Raw genomic sequence first — 14,845 nt, 5'->3', positions numbered from 1 at the left:
AAATTCATCATTCAGCTTGAAATGGCAGAATTAATTCGCCAAGGTTTCGTTGTTAACTAGTATAAAACATTTATACAAAAACAGAAAAAGACGAATTTGAATTGCCTCAAATTCGACTTTTTCATGATTTGAAGCTAGTTATGTCTTAGCCTCTTTAATTAATTATATATTTTCATAACAAGGGAATTGCCCACAACCTGGCCATGGCCCATAAGAAGCAGATGCTGTAGATGCTGGCACTGAACTTAAAATAAATGTAGCAAGGCATAAAACTGTAGCAGTAGTAGCAATAATTTTTTTCATAATTATTTCCTCCTTAGTTAGATTATATATATTATAATATATAGATATACAGTTAGAAAAGTGTTTATTTTCTAAAAATTTCTACAATATTCGACATTCTATTTAGTAGAAGATATTTTTATTAGAGATATAAGTGTTAATAGATAATGAAAGTTGTTTTATTTACAATAAAGTGATTATCAATAATAATGTGCTTTTTTAATTCTTATACCATCAACAAGTAGTTTAGTGCAAAATAAGAAAATATACTAATATGCATAAGATTTAACGTTAAATTTCATAAAAAATGGTGGTAATCTTGAAATTAATGAAAATAAAGAGTCTGCATTTTAGAGAATTGATTTCAGAAGATACATAAGAGTTATTGATAGTTATAAAGAGTATAACTATGGATTATGAGCTGTAATATTAAAAGAGGAAGAAAAGTTTAAGGAGCTTGCGGAACGATTATGGAAACAATTAGAAAATCAACCATATAGATGATTGAATTTCACATTATAAAAGGCTATTGGAACAAGGGATGCGCAACGAAAGTCGTTTGAGAAGAATGGAGAAAAACAAATTGTCCAAATAATGAGCGCTCATAGTGTTGAAAGACAAAATAGTCAGTAGAATTTTTGTCAGAATAGAGAAATGAAAAAAATAGCTAACATTGTCGTTAGCTATTTTTAGAAAGTCATGTGCGCTCAAGGCAAGGCTTATGGCATTTTATAGCAGCATCTGCTGTAGGAGTTGCAATAGGACTTACTGTAAATGCAGCCAGACATAGAACTGTAAGTACGATACTAATAACTTTTTTCATAATTATTTCCCCCTTTGCTATGGTATATACATAGTATAATATATGGGTAAACATCTATTAAAGACTATTTTATCTAAAAATTTCTACAATATTCGACATTTAGTAAAAGATGGCGACATATAAACAAACTATGAAAAGAGCTTAAACAGCATTAGCCTGCTGTTTAAGCTCTTTTAAATAGATTAGCGATTTGCTACCCAACCTTTTACTAAATCGTCTGTACCGTATACGTAGTGCTGTTCACCAACTTCATGATAAGTGGCACTATCATCTACTTCTGTATGCTTGTAAGGAATACGTTGACGACTCTTTTCTGATATTGGATCAGGTAGTGGAATCGCTGATAATAATGATTTTGTATAAGGGTGCACAGGACGATGGTAAATATCATCTGCCTTCCCGATTTCCATGATTTTCCCACGATACATAACAGCGATACGATCACTAATGTATTTTACCATTGATAGGTCATGGGCAATGAAAAGATACGTTAAGCCACGTTCTTTTTGCAGTTGTTTTAGTAAGTTGACAACTTGTGCTTGAATGGATACGTCTAGTGCTGAAATCGGCTCGTCTGCGATGATAAATTTTGGATCTAAACTTAGTGCACGAGCGATACCAATACGTTGACGCTGACCACCAGAAAATTCATGGGCATAACGATTTGCGTGTTCTTTGTTTAAACCAACAGACTCAAGTAGCTCATTGATTTTTTCACGACGCACTTTTTTATCTTTATAAAGACCATGAATATCAAGACCTTCACTAATAATTTCCCCAGCTGTCATACGAGGATTTAATGAAGCATATGGATCTTGGAAGATCATTTGCATTTGACGGTTAAATTCTTTTAGCTCACTTTTTGATTTTTTACCATGTACGCCTTTACCATCAAAAATGATTTCGCCATCTGTAATATCGTATAAGCGGATAATAGAGCGTCCTGTAGTCGATTTACCACAGCCAGATTCACCAACAAGGCCAAGTGTTTCACCTTCATAGACATCAAAGCTAATACCATCGATTGCTTTAATTGGGTTGCTTGGTGAACCAAAATATTGCTTTACATTTTTGACTTCTAGAATTTTTTTTGCCCCTGTTTTAGTCATTTGCTTGTGCCCCCTTTGCTAAATAGCCCTCAATCCGTTTAGCAACTGCAGCTGGCAGCGGGATTTTTGGTGCATCAGGATGCAATAACCATGTTTTCGCAAAATGTGTATCACTCACTTGGAACATCGGTGGTTCTTGCTCATAGTCAATAGCCATTGCATATTCATTACGTGCTGCAAACGCATCACCTCTTGGTGGGTGAATCAGATCTGGTGGTGAACCAGGAATTGTACGTAATAGCTCATCCGCATCATTGTCTAAATCTGGCATTGAACCAAGTAAGCCCCATGTATATGGATGTTTAGGATTATAGAAAATATCATCTACAGTACCGTATTCCACGATTTGCCCAGCATACATAACAGCTACACGATCCGCAACGTTTGCTACAACGCCTAAATCATGGGTAATGAAGATGATGGATGTTTTTGAATTCTTTTGGATTTCTTTCATCAATTCTAAAATTTGTGCTTGAATTGTTACGTCTAATGCTGTTGTTGGCTCATCCGCAATGAGTAGCTTTGGATCAGCAGCCAATGCAATCGCAATGACTACACGTTGACGCATACCACCAGAAAATTCATGTGGGTATTGATTATAGCGTTTTTCAGGGAAGGGGATACCTACCTGTGTTAAAAGTTCAATCGCACGCTTTTTCGCATCTGCCTTTGATACTTTTTTATGTTGTAAAATAACCTCTGTAATTTGACGACCAACCTTCATTGTTGGATTTAAGCTTGTCATAGGATCTTGGAAAATCATCGCAATGTCATTTCCACGTACTTTCGACATTTCTTTGTCGCTTAATGGTACTAAATCACGACCATTAAATAAAATTTGCCCTGATGCATAAATACCAGGTGGCTGTGGGATCAGTTTCATCAATGCATTGCTTGTTACACTTTTACCAGAGCCAGACTCACCTACGATTGCAAGTGTTTCGCCTTCTTTTAAATCGAAGTTCACGCCACGAACAGCATGGACAAGTCCTGCATATGTTTTGAAATTAATTTTTAAATCTTTTACTTCTAAAATTGTTTTTGCCACATTGGCCACCTCCTTATTTACGTAGTTTTGGATCAAGTGCATCACGTAAGCCGTCACCAACAGCATTGAATGCAAAAATTGTTAATGAAATAAAGATAGCAGGGAAGAATAGACGCCAAGGTGCACTAGCAAGCGCTTTATTCCCTTCAGAAGCCATCGTTCCCCAAGATGCCTGTGGTGCAGGAACACCTAAGCCAAGGTAGCTTAAAAATGATTCTGTAAAAATGGCAGAAGGGATTGTTAATGTCATTGTTACTAAAATAGCCCCTAATGCATTTGGAATTAAATGTTTCAAAATTAAATGTCCTGTATTAGCGCCTAATGTACGAGCAGCTAGTACATATTCTTGGTTTTTAATGGATAATACTTCCCCACGCACAATACGAGCCATATTAATCCAGCCTGTAATAGAGAGGGCAACAATCATTGGGAATAACCCTGGTTGTAAAACAACTAATAATACGATAACAACTAATAAATAAGGAACAGCTGTTAAAACGTCAGCGATACGCATCATGATATTATCTACACGACCGCCTGCTAAACCTGAAATACTACCCCAAAGTACACCAATAATTAAATCGATAATCGCTGCTGTAATCCCGATAAATAGAGAAATACGTGCGCCGTACCAAATACGAACAAAAATATCACGGCCTAAATCATCTGTACCAAACCAAAAATCTGCAGAAGGTGGTGAATTATAAACACCAAGTTGGTCACTGTATTTATATTGTGATAGCATTGGAGCAAAAATTGCCATTAATGCAATGACAATTAATAAAATCAAACCAAAAATCGCCAATTTATTTTGTGAGAAGCGTAAAAATACTTCCTTCCAAAACGATACGGATTTAGCAGCCAATTTATCTGTTGCTTCATGATTGCCACCAACAATTTTAAATTTATCTTTCTCAATTTGTTGCTGTGTCATTACTTTTTGGCTCCTTTCAATTTAATTCGCGGATCAATAAATGTATAAAGAATATCAACAATTAAGATAGCGAATAAAAGGATGATGGAATAGAACACTGTTGTACCCATAATGACCGTATAGTCACGGTTTGTAATACTTTGAACAAAGTGTTTACCTAATCCAGGGATTGCGAAAATATTTTCAATGATGAAACTACCTGTTACAACACCAGCTGTTAATGGGCCTAGATATGTAATAACTGGTAATAGCGCATTACGCAATGTGTGACGGAACACGATTGTCCATTTGCCAAGCCCCTTTGCACGAGCCATTTTTACATATTCACTATGATTTTGTTCAAGCATACTAGAACGTGTTAATTTCGCAATAAAGCCTGCATGTGAGAAAGCGATTGCAAGAGCTGGTAAAATACTATAATTGAAGCCTTTCCAACCACTTACAGGGAATAAGCCTAACTTATAGGCAAAGAAATACTGCATTAAACCAGCTAAAATAAAGGATGGTACTGAAATACCAAGCACCGCAATGGTCGTTGCCAAATAATCTGGGAATTTATTATGATAAAGCGCTGCAATGACACCAGCTAATACACCAAAGCCAATTGCAAGTAGCATTGCTTCAATCCCTAAAGTTAATGAGACAGGGAAACTTTCAGAAATCATATCATTAGTAGAGCGCGCCTTATATTTCATAGATTCGCCAAAATTAAATGAGGCCGTATCGATTAAATAATCTTTATATTGAATATACCAAGGGTTATTTAATCCATACGTTTCGTTTAACTTTTCCTCAATTTGTGGTGGAAAGTTACGTTCGCTCGCAAAAGGACTACCAGGAGCAAGACGCATCAGGAAAAACGTAACCGTTACGATGACGAAAAGGGCTATAAGGATATACATCAGCCTTTTCAAAATATAGTTAATCACATAAAACTCCTCCTTCAATTTACACTCTCAATTGTCAGATAATTTAACACCTTATCGGATTTTAAAAAGAGCTGACTCGTAGCCAATTACGGTACGAGGCAGCTCTTCGTTAGAGAGCTTAAAAAAATCGTAAATATTATTCTACATCAACATATTTAAGTTTGATGTTACCAAGCATATCTGGTTTCATGTTTTTCACGCTATCTTTTTGAACATACAGGTTAGTGTAGTAGTAGATTGGCGCAACAGGGAACTCAGATACAGCGATTCCTTCAGCTTGTTTCAATAGCTCTAAACGTTTTGCAGGATCTGCTTCAACGATAGATTGGTCTAACAATTTTTTGTACTCTGCATTTTCCCAACCAGTATCATTGTTACCGTTAGCTGCAGTGTTGTACATTTCTAAGAATGTGTAAGCGTCGTTATAGTCAGCAATCCAACCCATACGACCTACTTGGTAGTCTAATTGGTTAAGTTTTTCTAAGTAAACTTGCCATTCAGAGTTATCAAGTGTTGTTGAAATACCAAGGTTTTTGCTCCAATTTTCTTGGATGTATTGAGCGATAGCAGCATGTGCTTCACTTGTATTGAATGAAAGTTTGATATTGATTTCGCTTGGATCTTTAATACCTAGTTCTTTCATACCTGCTTCAAGAGCAGCTTTTGCGCCTTCGATATCATTGTCTTTGTAGTAACCACGGTCTTCTTCAAAGCCAGAAATCGCTGAAGGAACCATACCTAATGCAGGTTTTTGCTCACCTTTAGCAACGTTGTCGATTAAGCCTTGACGGTCAATTGCTAAAGTTAATGCTTTACGAATATTTACGTTACCAGTAATTTTATCTTTTGTATTTAATTTGTACCAATATACACCAGCATAGTTAGCTGTTTTTAATGTACCGTCAGCTTTGAAGCCATCGATTGCATCAAGTGCGATAGATCCGTAAGGAGAACCTAAGTAATCAATCTCACCATTTTTGAACATTGTTACAGTAGTTGATTCATTTTCAACCATACCGATATTGATTGTTTCTAAAGCTACATTTGCAGCATCCCAATATTCTGGGTTTTTCTTTAAAACGATTGAATCACTATGTTTCCAAGTATCTAATACGAATGGTCCGTTTGTAACGTAGTCAGCACCAGCGTCTGTGTACCATTCAGTATTTGCTTCAACCACTTTTTGGTTTAATGGAGCATACGTTTTGAAAGCTACTAGCTCTAAGAAGTAAGGTGTTGGTTGTGCTAATGTAACAACTAACGTTTTTTCGTCTTCAGCTTTTACACCAACGCCGTCTACTGCGCCTTCACCTAAGTTATAAGCTTCAGCACCTTGAATTGGGTAAAGTAATGAAGCATACTCAGATGCGTTTTCTGGATTTAAAGCCCATTTCCAAGCATATTCAAAGTCACCAGCAGTTACTGGATCACCGTTTGTCCATTTTGAATCGCGTAAATGGAATGTGTAAGTTAATTGATCTTCACTAATATCCCAAGTTTCAGCAGCACCTGCTACTACTTTACCATCAACATCATATGATAGTAAGTTTTCAAATAGGTTTTGAAGAAGTGCACCAGAAGTAGTATCTGTTGCAAGTCCTGGATGCATTGCTGGTGGTTCAGAAGCTACGATTAAGTTTAACTCTTTAGCAGAAGCTGTTTCAGATGAACCTGAATCTTTACCGTCGTCTTTTGATTTGTCATCAGACGATTCCCCACCAAAGCCACATGCAGCAAGTACTAATGAAAATACTGCAAGGACTGTTAGCAATAAAAACTTTTTGTTTTTGAACATGTAAATCCCCCTTAATACTTTTTTAAGCCATTTGACAAGCTCTTAATTACTATACCAAAAATAGATTGTGCATAAAATAAAAAAGATTCAAATTTATATAGTATTATCTGACATTTTAAATAATAATAAATTTTAATGGTTTAGTGGAGTAAATTATTGAAGTGTTTAGGTGATAAAAATTTGATGTTCATTTGCTAATAAAATCAAAAAATGATTAAAAATAAAAAAGAAAATTGATTATATAGAATTTTCTGTTTTATTAGATAAATATCCCGTTTTTGAAAAATGATTCAAAAGTCTTAGGTGAGATGATTGGATAATTATATGAATTTGTAGAAAATCTTTGAAGAAATAAGTGATTTATTTCATATCTGATATCATTTATTCCATCTTAATAAGTGATGAAGTTCTGAATAGTAAAACGAACAGATAGTTAGGTATAAACCATTTTATAAAAGGAAGCAATAGTTACTTCAGTGTAAAAAAACTGTAGTACAGCATGATTTTACGGAAATTTGCTGTACTACAGTGCTCATCAAGTTATTTAGATGTGTGACCATTTTTCTTTAATTGCAAAACGAGTGCTTCATCGGGATTCATATAAAGTGTTTTTTGTTCAAAATAAATAACAAAGCCAGGTTTAGCGCCATTAGGCTTTTTCACTTGGCGAATCTCTGTATAATCAACAGGTACAGAAGAAGACTCTCTAGCTTTAGAGAAATAAGCAGCGAGTGTTGCGGCTTCTCTTAATGTTGTGTCATCTGGTTCACTTGCATGAATAACAACATGTGAGCCAGGAATATCCTTCGTATGCAACCAAATATCTGTACGTTTTGCTATTTTGAAAGTTAACATATCGTTTTGCTTATTATTTTTGCCAACAGATATAGTGATGCCAGTGGAAGAAAGGTATTGCTCTGGTTCAGGCTTGTGCTGTTTTTTCTTTTTCTTTAAGTGACGTAACTTTAAATAACCTTGCTCTGCTAGCTCTTCTCGAATTTCTTCTATATCTTTTGGTGATGCTTGTTGTACTTGTTGCGCAAGCATTGAAAAATAATCAATTTCCACCTTTGTTTTTTCAAGTTGTTCTTGCACCATAATGAGCGCATTTTTTGCTTTTGTATATTTCGTATAGTAGCTTTGTGCATTTTCAATCGGTGTTTTTCGTTCGCTCAGAGGAATCGTGATTTGTTCTCCCTCTTCACTGTAATAGTTGCTAACCCTTACTTCTTTAGCACCTTTCTCAAATTGATATATATTCGCCATCAGCAGCTCGCCATATAATTGGAATTGATCGAGCTTGGAAGCTTGTTGATAATCTTTTGTTAGTTTTTTAATTTTTAATTGTAATTTGTCTAATTCGTTTTGTAGCCAACGCTCTAAATCGCCAGCCTGTTGTTTTACTCGGTCGCGTTCTGCACGTGCGAAAAATACTCTATCTAACAGTTGGTGAATAGTTGGATAGACAGTCGTATCACCTTGTAAATGTGTTAAACGAATTGGTGAAAAATATGTTTTCTGGTCACTCACTACATAAACAGGTTCTGTTCCACCAGCATGAAAACTAGCCATAAAATGTTTAAAGCGTGTTTGTTGCTCATTTGTTTGGCTAAGTCGATATAATAATTCCTCTGCATGTAATGGAGAGAAGCCCATAAATTGTGAGACAACATCTTTAGCTGTTTTTGTCTCATGAAAAAACGTACTAATTTGTTCATCTGTTACCGCAAGTGGATGCCATTTTTGCTGTGCAGGAGGAGCGATATATGGCTGACCTGGCAAAATAGTACGATAGCTATTTACAGCAGGTGGTAAATGCTTTAAACTATCGATAATTTTTGTCTGCTCTTTATCTATTAGCAGTAAATTACTATGTCGTCCCATAATCTCTGCATGTAATTCTCGCACAATAGGGTCACCAATTTCATTTTTACTCTCGATTTCTACTATTATAATGCGATCAAAATCATGCTGTTTAATTGAAGAAATAAAGCCACCTTCTAAATGCTTACGTAAGAGCATACAAAACATAGGTGGTTCTGCTGGATTGTCAATTGTTTGCTCTGTTAAATGAACACGAGCATAGGATGGGTGGATGGAAAATAGTAATTTATGATTTTGTCCATTTGCACGAATATGAAGAACCACTTCTTGCGTATTGGGCTGATGTATTTTTGTAATACGACCTGTTACTAATTGTTGTAGGTCGACAGTCATTGCATGTGTAAATAAGCCGTCAAATGCCATTTCAAGTCCTCTTTCCAAAAATATATGTGATTTTTGGTCTTTCATCATTATTTGAATAATGTCTTTATCATAGCATTTTTAACACAAGAATGCTTGGATTGACAGGATGTATGTTTATATCATGACAGTATCTTTTATATGTACTGTATTTTTTTATGCTGAAAATATCATAAGTGATAGAGCTTATGTTATAATAAATACAGTATGCGAAGAAAGGTGTGACGAACCTTGGTGCGTAGTATGACTGGTTTTGGCAGAGGTGTCACAACAACTGGGAATGTTCAATTAACTGTAGAAATGCGTTCAGTCAATCATCGTTTTTTAGAAATTCAAACAAAATTCCCAAAAGAATGGCTTGAAGCAGAGGTTTTTGCCAAAAAATTCATTTCACAAGCAATATCACGTGGTAAAATTGATGTGATGGTTTACGTGAAAGATTTAGAGAATATTGAACAATCTATTGCAATTAATTGGTCATTAATAGAAGCGTATCGTAAGGCAAAGGAACAATTAGCAAGTAAAGTACCACTTGAAGAAAAGTGGACAATGCAAGAATTATTATCACTTGAGCAAGCACTTGTTCAAGAAAAACCACAAATGACAGCAACAGATGTATTGCAGGCTGTGGAGAAGGCAATGTCACAAGCAATTGACCAACTTGTCCAAATGCGTGAGCGTGAAGGAAAGGAATTGCATGATGTTGTTGTACAATATAAAGAACAGTTAATGGAGCAAGTGCAGCAAATTCGTGCATTTTCACCACTTGCTGTTGAGCGTTACCGTACACGATTAACAGAAAGAGTAGCTGAAGTTGCTAATGGAACATTATTAGATGATCGTCTGTTAGCGGAAGTAGCGATATTTGCAGAACGAGTAGATATTTCTGAGGAATTGGATCGTTTAGAAAGTCATTTTCAACAACTAGCAGAAACATTGCTTGAAAATGTATCCATCGGACGAAAATTAGATTTCTTAATGCAGGAAATTCATCGTGAAATCAATACGATTGGCTCTAAAAATCAATCGACTGAGGCCGCTGTAGCTGTTGTGCAGGCAAAAACCATTTTAGAGAAAATGCGTGAACAAGTGCAAAATATTGAATAGCATCTGAATGATTAAGGGAGACATGGAGAAAAATGATAAAAGAACGTGGATTATTAATTGTTCTATCAGGTCCATCAGGTGTAGGGAAAGGAACGGTTCGTAAAGAGCTATTTTCTCAGCCGAATACCAATTATGAATATTCCATTTCGATGACAACACGTAATCCCCGTGAAGGTGAAATAGATGGTGTAGACTATTTTTTCAAAAAACGTGAGGAATTTGAAGCGTTAATCGAACAGGGTGGATTGTTGGAACATGCTGAATTTGTTGGCAATTACTACGGTACACCGCTAGCTTATGTCCATGAAACATTAGATGCTGGTCGTGATGTATTTTTAGAAATTGAGGTACAGGGTGCAGCACAAATTCGCCAAAAGGCACCAGATGCTTTATTCATCTTTTTAGCACCGCCAAGTTTGACTGAACTAAAGGATCGTTTAGTTGGACGTGGAACGGAAACCGTCGATGTCATTGCGAAGCGTATTGCAACGGCAAGTGAGGAGCTAGAAATGATGAGTCTTTACGATTATGTGGTGGAAAATGATGAGGTCACGAATGCTTGTGATCGTATTAATGCTATTATTAAAGCAGAACATTGTCGTAGAGAACGAGTTGAAAAAAGATATTTGTCCATGTTGAAGGGAGAGTAAAATTATTATGTTATATCCATCAGTAGATGCATTAAAAAAAGAAATCGATTCAAAATATTCTTTAGTGAGCTTAGCATCAAAGCGTGCTCGTCAAATGCAGGAAGAGCCAGGTACAGAACGTTTACACCGCTATGTTTCTCATAAATATGTTGGGAAAGCATTAGAAGAAGTGGCATCAGGTGTACTAACAAAAGTAACGCAGGATGAATCAACTGTGTACGAGGACGAAGTATAAGCATTCGTCAAACAGGCTGTAACACCCCATTTGGGAGAAGAACTGTTTGTAAAAGCCCGATTGGTGACAATGAATAATCAGTAGGAAAGATGATTGGCTAAATTCACTATGTCTACTGATTGACATTTCACTTTATACAAAATGCTGAAAGCTCCCGAGGATTTTCCTTTGGGAGCTTATCATTTGAAAGGATGGCCTATTACAATGAATAAAAATATTTTGCTTTGTGTTTCGGGTGGTATCGCTGTTTATAAAGCTGTTGCACTAGTGAGTAAGCTATCTCAGGCAGGAGCGAATGTGAAAGTCATTATGACAGCATCAGCACAACAGTTTGTGACACCACTTAGTTTTCAGGTGATGTCCAAAAATGATGTATTTTATGATACGTTTGATGAAAAGGATTCACATGTGATTGCACATATCGACTTAGCGGATTGGGCGGATTTAGTATTAGTAGCCCCAGCTACAGCAAATGTCATTGGTAAGCTAGCGAATGGCATTGCGGATGATATGTTAACAACCACTTTACTTGCTACGACAGCCCCTGTTTGGCTGGCACCTGCAATGAATGTCCATATGTATGACCATCCAGCTGTGAAACGAAATATAGCCCAGCTTGCAGAGGATGGTTATCAATTTATTGAGCCGTCTGAGGGCTTTTTAGCTTGTGGTTACGTGGGCAAAGGGCGTTTGGAAGAACCAGAGAAAATTACGGCACTTGTTCAAACATTTTTTGAAGGTGAGCCATCATGAGTTTGCTAATTGCCGAAGTCATCGTGGACGTGGCTACTTATCATGTCGATCGTCCATTCGATTATCAAGTACCAATAGAATGGCAGACGGTTATTGAAACTGGGTGTCGCGTGAAAGTGCCCTTTGGTCCACGTAATGTACTTGGGTTCGTTGTTGGCTTAAAGGATACGACAGATGTACCAGCAGGAAAAATTAAGCCGATTGCAGAAGTGTTGGATATGGAGCCTGTATTAACAAAAGAAATGTTAGCGATGGCAAAATGGTTGAAAAATAATACGATTTGCTATGAAATTGATGCCCTACAAGTAATGTTACCATCTGCATTAAGAGCGAAGTATGAAAAAATAGTGGTTTTACAGGTGGAAAAAGAGCACTTACCAGTAGATGTACAAGGATTTTTTCAAAAACGACAACAAGTGAATATGAAAGAATTTGAACGAGCTGACCTACTACCACTATTAAAGCAATTAATCGTCCAAAAAATGGTGAAAATTGACCATGTAGTGAAGCAGCAAGGCAATGTCAAAGCTGTGCGGATGGTGAAAATTACGCAAGAGGCACAAGTGATTGCACAAGCCATTGCAGATACGACAAGAGCAGTGAAACAACGATTATTACTAGAGTGGATGCTTCAACATCTAGGAGAAATTTTTACACCACAGCAAATTTGTGAGGAAGTAGGCATTTCATCAGCTGTTTTACAGGCAGTTATCGAAAAAGAAGTGGCTCATTATACGCAGGAGGAAGTGTACCGTGATCCATTTACAAAGGATGTCACACGCACGCAATCTTTACAGCTTACAGCAGAGCAGCATGTCGTATTAAAGGCGATTAGTGAAGCGATGGAAGAACAAGTTGCTAAAACATTTTTAGTACAGGGTGTAACAGGGAGCGGTAAAACAGAGGTGTATTTACAGGCGATACAAAAAGTATTGAATGAAGGCAAGCAAGCGATTATGCTTGTACCTGAAATTGCCCTAACACCTCAGATGACGGAGCGTTTTCGTAGCCGCTTTGGTGAGCTAGTAGCCGTGATGCACAGCGGTTTATCTGTTGGCGAGAAATATGATGAATGGCGCAAAATTCAACAAGGTAAAGTAAGTGTGGTTGTTGGTGCACGTTCTGCTATTTTTGCACCATTTACAAATTTAGGACTAATTATTTTAGATGAAGAGCATGAATCTACGTATAAACAGGAAGATTCACCACGCTATCATGCACGTGATGTAGCTATCTGGCGTAGTGTCTATTATCAATGTCCTGTTATTTTAGGCAGTGCTACGCCTGCACTTGAATCTTTTGCAAGAGCGAAAAAAGGTGTATATACCTTATTAACGCTCAAACAACGTGCATTACAGCAAGCATTGCCAACAGTTTTTATAGCGGATATGCGTGAGGAGCTACAAAAAGGAAATCGCTCTATGTTTTCGCAGCAGCTTGTGGAAGCAATACGTATTCGATTGATGAAGCAAGAGCAAATGGTATTATTTTTAAATCGACGTGGCTACTCTTCTTTTGTGCTGTGTCGGGATTGTGGAACGGTCGTTCAATGTCCAAATTGCGATATTTCATTAACCTATCATCGCACAACAGAAAAGCTAAAATGTCACTATTGTGGATATGAGGAACGAGTACCTCAAATTTGTCCACAATGTCAAAGCGACCATATTCGTTATTTTGGCACAGGTACACAAAAGGTAGAGGAAGAAATTTATAAACTTTTTCCAGAGGCAAGAGTGCTGCGAATGGATGTAGATACGACAGCACAAAAAGGAGCGCATGAAACGATATTACAAGCATTTGGTGAAGGACAAGCAGATATTTTACTAGGAACGCAAATGATTGCGAAAGGGCTGGATTTTCCTAATATTACGCTTGTTGGGGTATTGAGTGCGGATACATCGCTCCATTTACCTGATTATCGTGCGGCTGAACGAACATTTCAATTGCTTACACAAGTAAGTGGGCGAGCTGGGCGACATGATAAGCCTGGTGAGGTCATTGTCCAAAGCTATACACCTGACCACTACGCGATTGAATTAGCCAAAACACAGGACTATGAACCGTTTTATGAGCGTGAAATGTTTTTACGGCGACGTTTTAGCTATCCGCCGTACTATTTTGTGACATTGATTCAAATTACACATGAGGATGTCATGATGGCAGCAGAATATGCAGGACGGGCAGCAGACTGGTTGCAAGCTAATTTATCACAGCAAACAGCCATCATTGGTCCAACAGCAGCAAGTATTAGCCGTCTCCAAAATAGATATCGCTATCAATGTTTGATAAAATATAAAATTGAACCAAATTTGATTAACGTATTACAACGATTGCTTGCGATGTACCGAGCAGAATGGACGAAGCAAGGCATATTGATGACAATAGATTTAGATCCATCGACCATATAACAAACAGAAGTGAGGAAAATAGAATGGCTATTAAAACAGTAGTAGAGCATCCAGCTCAAATTTTATCAACACCATGTACAGAAGTAACAGAAATTAATGAAGAAATTATAGCATTGCTTGATGATTTATATGACACGATGGTGGAGTATGATGGTGTCGGTATTGCTGCACCACAAATTAATGTTGGTCTACGTGTGGCCATTGTAGAGCTTGGTGAGGAACGAGATATTTTAGAAATGATTAATCCGACTGTTATCGAAACGGATGGAGCAGAAGTGGATATTGAAGGCTGTCTTAGCTTTCCAGGGTTATATGGTGAAGTGGAACGTCCTGATTATGTAAAAATTGAAGCATGTGACCGTGAAGGGCGTGTTTACGAGCTAGAAGCGGGTGGCTTTGATGCACGAGCCATTTTACATGAAATTGACCATTTAGATGGTGTATTATTCAATGATAAAATTCAGCGTATTCTTACAGAAGAAGAATTAGAAGCTTTATATGCAGAAGCAGAAGAGGAGGAGTAAT

Annotated in this window: 13 protein-coding genes and 1 pseudogene; 6 read left to right on the top strand and 8 right to left on the bottom strand. The window is 37.0% G+C overall.

The annotated features are described in order from the left end of the window. Positions 1-162: 162 nt before the first annotated feature. From OPF91_RS02985 to OPF91_RS02950, 8 genes are all read right to left on the bottom strand, one after another. Positions 163-303, bottom strand: a complete 141-nt coding sequence (locus OPF91_RS02985; protein WP_264987190.1) for a hypothetical protein — start codon at positions 301-303, stop codon at positions 163-165. Positions 304-979: 676 nt separating this feature from the next. Beyond that, a complete protein-coding gene (locus tag OPF91_RS02980) occupies positions 980-1,105 on the bottom strand; it encodes a hypothetical protein (RefSeq protein WP_264987189.1) in 126 nt (41 codons plus the stop codon). Positions 1,106-1,287: 182 nt separating this feature from the next. Beyond that, positions 1,288-2,214: an ABC transporter ATP-binding protein gene (locus tag OPF91_RS02975; protein WP_264987188.1), complete on the bottom strand. Its 927-nt coding sequence runs from the start codon at positions 2,212-2,214 to the stop codon at positions 1,288-1,290. Beyond that, positions 2,207-3,304 (bottom strand): ABC transporter ATP-binding protein, encoded by a 1,098-nt coding sequence (locus OPF91_RS02970; RefSeq protein WP_264987866.1) that lies wholly within the window; start codon positions 3,302-3,304, stop codon positions 2,207-2,209. The genes OPF91_RS02975 and OPF91_RS02970 overlap by 8 nt, the downstream gene beginning before the upstream one ends. After that, on the bottom strand, positions 3,276-4,196 hold the full coding sequence (locus OPF91_RS02965; protein WP_264987187.1) for an ABC transporter permease: 921 nt from the start codon (positions 4,194-4,196) through the stop codon (positions 3,276-3,278). Before OPF91_RS02965 ends, OPF91_RS02970 begins: the two co-directional genes overlap by 29 nt. After that, positions 4,196-5,125, bottom strand: a complete 930-nt coding sequence (locus OPF91_RS02960; protein WP_264987186.1) for an ABC transporter permease — start codon at positions 5,123-5,125, stop codon at positions 4,196-4,198. Before OPF91_RS02960 ends, OPF91_RS02965 begins: the two co-directional genes overlap by 1 nt. Positions 5,126-5,261: 136 nt before the next feature. Then, a complete protein-coding gene (locus OPF91_RS02955) occupies positions 5,262-6,920 on the bottom strand; it encodes a peptide ABC transporter substrate-binding protein (protein ID WP_264987185.1) in 1,659 nt (552 codons plus the stop codon). A gap of 540 nt (positions 6,921-7,460) precedes the next feature. After that, on the bottom strand, positions 7,461-9,167 hold the full coding sequence (locus OPF91_RS02950) for an Rqc2 family fibronectin-binding protein (protein WP_264987184.1): 1,707 nt from the start codon (positions 9,165-9,167) through the stop codon (positions 7,461-7,463). Positions 9,168-9,395: 228 nt separating this feature from the next. Between OPF91_RS02950 and OPF91_RS02945 the strand changes: the two genes are divergently transcribed. The 6 genes and pseudogenes from OPF91_RS02945 (at position 9,396) to def (ending at position 14,844) form a co-directional block, all read left to right on the top strand. Next, positions 9,396-10,271: a YicC/YloC family endoribonuclease gene (locus OPF91_RS02945; protein WP_264987183.1), complete on the top strand. Its 876-nt coding sequence runs from the start codon at positions 9,396-9,398 to the stop codon at positions 10,269-10,271. Between the two features lie 32 nt (positions 10,272-10,303). Continuing rightward, positions 10,304-10,921 carry a guanylate kinase gene (gene gmk, locus OPF91_RS02940; protein ID WP_264987182.1) on the top strand — a complete coding sequence of 206 codons (618 nt, stop codon included), beginning with the start codon at positions 10,304-10,306 and terminating at the stop codon, positions 10,919-10,921. Between the two features lie 7 nt (positions 10,922-10,928). After that, entirely contained in the window at positions 10,929-11,156 is a 228-nt protein-coding gene (rpoZ, locus tag OPF91_RS02935; protein WP_264987181.1) for a DNA-directed RNA polymerase subunit omega, read from the top strand. 204 nt (positions 11,157-11,360) lie between these two features. Then, positions 11,361-11,891 (top strand): annotated as a pseudogene (gene coaBC, locus OPF91_RS02930) (bifunctional phosphopantothenoylcysteine decarboxylase/phosphopantothenate--cysteine ligase CoaBC); the annotation flags it as partial. A 14-nt stretch (positions 11,892-11,905) separates the two neighbouring features. Then, positions 11,906-14,320, top strand: a complete 2,415-nt coding sequence (gene priA, locus OPF91_RS02925) for a primosomal protein N' (RefSeq protein WP_264987180.1) — start codon at positions 11,906-11,908, stop codon at positions 14,318-14,320. Positions 14,321-14,343: 23 nt separating this feature from the next. Further along, the gene (def, locus tag OPF91_RS02920; protein ID WP_264987179.1) at positions 14,344-14,844 is read left to right on the top strand and encodes a peptide deformylase; all 501 of its coding nucleotides are present in this window, start codon (positions 14,344-14,346) and stop codon (positions 14,842-14,844) included. Position 14,845: the final 1 nt, after the last annotated feature.

Source organism: Lysinibacillus piscis (assembly GCF_026012395.1).
Taxonomy (GTDB): domain Bacteria; phylum Bacillota; class Bacilli; order Bacillales_A; family Planococcaceae; genus Lysinibacillus; species Lysinibacillus piscis.
The sequence above is the reverse complement of the archived record's forward strand: the minus strand, read 5'-3'. Positions and strand labels throughout refer to the sequence as shown.

Bases quoted from the DNA above. Each gene is read 5' to 3' on its own strand.
- OPF91_RS02985 (WP_264987190.1), bottom strand. From the start codon at position 303: ATGAAAAAAATTATTGCTACTACTGCTACAGTTTTATGCCTTGCTACA.
- OPF91_RS02980 (WP_264987189.1), bottom strand. From the start codon at position 1,105: ATGAAAAAAGTTATTAGTATCGTACTTACAGTTCTATGTCTGGCTGCA.
- OPF91_RS02975 (WP_264987188.1), bottom strand. From the start codon at position 2,214: ATGACTAAAACAGGGGCAAAAAAAATTCTAGAAGTCAAAAATGTAAAG.
- OPF91_RS02970 (WP_264987866.1), bottom strand. From the start codon at position 3,304: ATGCACTTGATCCAAAACTACGTAAATAAGGAGGTGGCCAATGTGGCA.
- OPF91_RS02965 (WP_264987187.1), bottom strand. From the start codon at position 4,196: ATGACACAGCAACAAATTGAGAAAGATAAATTTAAAATTGTTGGTGGC.
- OPF91_RS02955 (WP_264987185.1), bottom strand. From the start codon at position 6,920: ATGTTCAAAAACAAAAAGTTTTTATTGCTAACAGTCCTTGCAGTATTT.
- OPF91_RS02950 (WP_264987184.1), bottom strand. From the start codon at position 9,167: ATGGCATTTGACGGCTTATTTACACATGCAATGACTGTCGACCTACAA.
- gmk (WP_264987182.1), top strand. From the start codon at position 10,304: ATGATAAAAGAACGTGGATTATTAATTGTTCTATCAGGTCCATCAGGT.
- rpoZ (WP_264987181.1), top strand. From the start codon at position 10,929: ATGTTATATCCATCAGTAGATGCATTAAAAAAAGAAATCGATTCAAAA.
- priA (WP_264987180.1), top strand. From the start codon at position 11,906: ATGAGTTTGCTAATTGCCGAAGTCATCGTGGACGTGGCTACTTATCAT.
- def (WP_264987179.1), top strand. From the start codon at position 14,344: ATGGCTATTAAAACAGTAGTAGAGCATCCAGCTCAAATTTTATCAACA.